3 protein-coding genes are annotated in these 4,544 nt (G+C 33.0%); all 3 read left to right on the top strand.

The genetic code is table 11. The features are described 5' to 3' along the window. Window positions 1-66: 66 nt before the first annotated feature. A complete protein-coding gene (locus tag AFK68_RS09220; RefSeq protein ID WP_094672464.1) occupies window positions 67-1,521 on the top strand; it encodes a methyl-accepting chemotaxis protein in 1,455 nt (484 codons plus the stop codon). Between the two features lie 921 nt (window positions 1,522-2,442). Continuing rightward, on the top strand, window positions 2,443-3,894 hold the full coding sequence (locus tag AFK68_RS09215; protein ID WP_094672463.1) for a methyl-accepting chemotaxis protein: 1,452 nt from the start codon (window positions 2,443-2,445) through the stop codon (window positions 3,892-3,894). An 86-nt stretch (window positions 3,895-3,980) separates the two neighbouring features. Beyond that, on the top strand, window positions 3,981-4,124 hold the full coding sequence (locus AFK68_RS36495) for a hypothetical protein (protein WP_168186380.1): 144 nt from the start codon (window positions 3,981-3,983) through the stop codon (window positions 4,122-4,124). The last annotated feature ends 420 nt before the right edge of the window (window positions 4,125-4,544 follow it).

Below are 4,544 nucleotides of genomic sequence, written 5' to 3'. Positions count from 1 at the left end.
GAGTTAAAATCCTAATCTATTTTTTCTGGTACTATTATTGCTATATTGTTTCACCCAAAAAAACTTATGTTTGAAAATCTCAAATTGAGAAGCCGTTTGTGGTTAGGATATGCAGTTTCGGTGGTTTTATTCCTAATACTAACCGCAGTAGTTTATGGGACTTCTAATCAAGTACTTGATACCTTAAAAGAAGTTGATAGAGTACAAACCGTGATTCTAGACGTAAATAAGGTAACTTTAGATGGGGAAAAGATGGTTAGAAGTTTTAGTGGCTATCTAGCTGTTCAAAATGAAATGTTTATTCAGGAGTATAATGCAGCTTCAAATAAATTTGAAGCAGACCTGAAGTCTTTAGATAGATTGATTATTGTTCCCGAACAAAAAGAACGTTTAGACAAAATAATGGCGGTGAAAAATAATTTTCAATCCTTCGCTGATAAAGTTATTGAGTTGGCTCTAAAAGAAGGTAAGCAAACGGAAGCTATAGATTTATTTAAAACCAAAGCAAATCAAGAATTTATAGATAAAATTGAAAGACTAAGCCAGGATTTTTATGTGGTAGATAAGACACTACTGGCAGAGGAAAAAAAGGAAACAAAAAAGAATCTAATTTTGTTGCGATGGTGCGCCAGTATAGAAGGAATATTCTTGATTGTTATTTCGATAATTACGACAATAACAATTATCGGTAATACGACTAAAAAACTGCAAGTAATAACTGACAGTATAGCTAATGTTTCTACAGAAATTTATGCTACAATAAATCAACAAGAACGTACTACAGCTCAACAAGCTAGTGCTGTAAATGAAACTACTACAACTATGGAGCAATTAGCTGCTTCTTCTCAAGGAACAGCAGAACAAGCTGAAGCAGGAGCAGTAGCAGCAAGAAAAGCTTTAAACTTATCTGAAGAGGGAACAAAATCGGTCGATAAAAGTTTAGAAGGGATGAATTATTTGAGCGAAAAAGTAGGGGTTATCTCTCAACAAATTACTCGTTTAAATGAACAAATTAATCAAATTGGTAATATTTCTCAGGCTGTTGGTGACTTGGCTAATCAAACTAATATGTTGGCTTTAAATGCAGCAGTAGAAGCTGTTCGTGCTGGAGAAAATGGTAAAGGTTTTGGTGTTGTTGCGAGTGAAATTCGTAAATTAGCAGATGAAAGTAGAAAGTCTGCGGAAAAAATATATACATTAGTTGCTGATATTCAAACATCAATTAATTCTACAGTTCTAGCAACAGAAGCAGGTACAGAAAACGTAGAATTAGGAGTAAAAAGTGCTGAAGAAACAACCGCAGCTTTTAATGGTATTAAAGATGCAATTAATAATGTAGTGTTAAATAATCAGCGAATTTCTTTGAATGCTCAACAGCAATCTTTGGCTATTCAGCAATTAGGAGATGCAATGAACGATCTGAATAGAGGAGCAAGAGAAATAGCTGATGGTTTAGGACCAACTCAAGAAGCTATTCAAAAGCTTAATGAAGTGAGAATGGAATTAAACTCTATAGTCTAGTTGTTAAATAAAGTTCTGCCTCGACATATTAAATTATACCATTTCTCAAACACTTTTCTAGATTTGATTAATTATGGGAGTAGGGGAGTGTAGGGAGGTTGCATGCAACGTCCGTACGGGAGAAGTAAAAATCAAGAATAATTAACATTAACTTACCTAAAATAAAAATAACTAAAAAAGTTATTCTACTAAAGTAATTACCTAATAACTGAAGTTTTAATTAACTATAGCATTAGTTTTGGGAATTGGTATTATACTAGATGCGGTTTAGACAGCACCAATATTTATGAAGGTAAGGCAGAAGGCAGAAGGATTAGAGGGTAATACCATTTCTCAAAAACTTTTCTATATTTGATTGAGTAGGGGAGTGAGGGAGCGGGGGGGCAGTAAAAATAAGAATAATTAACAGTCTTCGTGGCTCAAATTAGTAAAAAAGTTATTCGAGCTGTATTAATTATTTAATAACTGCAGTTTTCCCCAAGTATAGCGTTATTTTTAGAAATTGGTATAATTTCAAAAACGTGCTTTTGATAACTAGCATTCGTTTAACCTCTACTAAATTTTCAACCAGAGATTCGTCCAGTCGAAGCTTGGATTAAATTCAGGTATCGAGCAAGTAAAAGATGATACTCAAGCTCAGTATTTCTTCCTCCTTGTAATAGCTGATAGCTGACTGCTGAATGCTTACAAATCAGAAATAAATAATTAACTAATTGGAAAAAAAATTTATGTGGGAAAAACTAAAATTTAAAAACATTTTATTGTTAGGATATACAGTGCCTGTGGTTTTATTTNGATTAAATCTAAAAGCATTAACATTCTAAAGCTTCAGCCTTTTTAGGTCGAAAAAAAAGTGAAACTTTTCTAGCTGAAGCTACCAAAAAAAAAGGATTCCGAAAAAACTAATTGGAAAAAAAATTTATGTGGGAAAAACTAAAATTTAAAAACATTTTATTGTTAGGATATACAGTGCCTGTGGTTTTATTTCTGGGGCTAGTAGGAGTAGTTTATGGCACTGCTAATAAAGTATTTGAGACTTTAAAAGAAGTTGAAAGAGTACAAGGTCTAGTTCTAGATATAAACAAGGTGACATTAAATGAAGAAAAAATGGTTAGTAGTTTTCGTGGTTATCTAGCTGTTCAAGAAGGAGTATTTATCGAAGAATATAATGAAGCTTTAAAGTTGTTAGATACAACTATTGAGTCTGTAAGGGCATCAATTGATGTTCCTGAAAACAAAGAACGTTTAGAGAAAATGGAGCAGGTAAAAAATGATTTTCAATCTTTTGCTAATCAAGTTATAAAATTGGTAAAAGAGGGTAAGCAAACTGAGGCGGTAGCTTTATTTAATACTTTCCAAGGTAAACAATTACTTGATGAATTTGAAAGATTAAATAATGAATTTGTGACGACAAAGAGAGGATTACTTAAAGCCGAAACAGAAGAAACTAAAAATAGTTTAATTGTCTTGTTATGGTTGCTAGGTATAGGCTCAATATTGTTGATAGTTGTTGCGGCAATTATGGGAGTGGCAATTACCAGTAAGATTAGTGAAATAATTAATAATACAACTGAAAATATAGTCAATTTTTCTACAGCAATTTCTGCTACAATAACTGAGCAAGAAGGTACTGCTGCTCAACAAGCTACTTCTGTAAATGAAACTACTACAACTATGGAAGAATTAGGTGCTTCTTCTCAAGCAACAGCAGAACAAGCGGAAGCTGCAGCCGGAGCAGCAACACAAGCTTTGGCTTTAGCTGAAGAGGGAACAGAGGCGGTAGATACAAGTTTAGAAGGGATGGGTTCTTTAAGTGAAAAAGTAGAGGCGATCGCTCAACAAATTACTCGTTTAAGTGAACAAACAAATCAAATTGGTAATATTTCTCAACTTGTTGGTGACTTGGCTAATCAAACTAATATGTTAGCTTTAAATGCAGCAGTAGAAGCTGTTCGTGCTGGAGAACATGGTAAAGGTTTTGGTGTTGTTGCTAGTGAAATTCGTAAATTAGCAGATGAAAGTAGAAAGTCAGCAGAGAAAATATATACATTAGTTTCTGATATTCAAACATCAATTAATTCTACAGTTATGGCAACAGAAGCAGGTACAAAAAATGTAGAATTAGGAGTAAACATTGCTCAACAAACAGCCGAAACTTTTAATGGTGTGAAAGATGCAATTAATAATGTGGTGTTAAATAATCAGCAAATTTCTCTTAATATTAAACAACAAGCGATCGCTATTAAGCAAGTGGTAGATGCGATGAATGAATTGAATACAGGAGCGCAAGAAACAGCGAGTGGTTTAGGGCAAATTCAACAAGGGATTCAAAAACTTAATGAAGTTAGTACAGAGCTAAAGTCTATTGTATAAATTAGGGAATAGGGAATAGGGAATAGGGAATAGAGAGATGATAATAATTGATAAAATTGATTGAGTATAATGAGGTCTAAAAAATTATGACATTTAATGATGTAGTTGAGCTAATCAAAAGTCTTTCCAAGGATGAAAAGCAAGAAATTCAATTATTGTTAAGACAATATATCCGCGAAGAAAGACGTGAAGAGATTTATGAGCATTTCAAGTTAGCTCAAATTGAATAACAAAAAGTGGAGCTGAAGTTTTCCTCCAATATTAACGATCTGAGAAAATTAGTTTTAGTTCCTCGTTTAAACGTGCCTTCAAAAAGCGTATTCAAGGCAACATAGATTTAGAGACAAGATTTTGGGAAAAATTAGAAAAGTTCACCATTGTACCATTCTATCCAAGCTTAAAAGCACACAAACTTTCTGGAAAACTAAAGGAGTTTTTGAGTTTTAGGGTAGATTATGATGAGAGGATTTTATTCTAGTTTACAGAAGACGAAAAAGCTGTGTTTGTAGACATTGGTAGTCACGATGAAGTTTATTAAGTAGGGTTTGCTGAAAAAGTCTTTCTACTATACCTCTCGAATAATAAACAATAAAATCAATTATCTGACAAAAATAATCAATTATTTTGCCCTACTCCCTACTCCCTAAAAA

Origin of the sequence: Hydrocoleum sp. CS-953 (assembly GCF_002260545.1) — a bacterium.
In the GTDB taxonomy this organism is placed as follows: domain Bacteria; phylum Cyanobacteriota; class Cyanobacteriia; order Cyanobacteriales; family Microcoleaceae; genus Trichodesmium.
The sequence above is the reverse complement of the archived record's forward strand: the minus strand, read 5'-3'. Positions and strand labels throughout refer to the sequence as shown.

Coding starts and splice junctions, on each gene's coding strand:
- AFK68_RS09220 (WP_094672464.1), top strand. CDS start 67: ATGTTTGAAAATCTCAAATTGAGAAGCCGTTTGTGGTTAGGATATGCA.
- AFK68_RS09215 (WP_094672463.1), top strand. CDS start 2,443: ATGTGGGAAAAACTAAAATTTAAAAACATTTTATTGTTAGGATATACA.
- AFK68_RS36495 (WP_168186380.1), top strand. CDS start 3,981: ATGACATTTAATGATGTAGTTGAGCTAATCAAAAGTCTTTCCAAGGAT.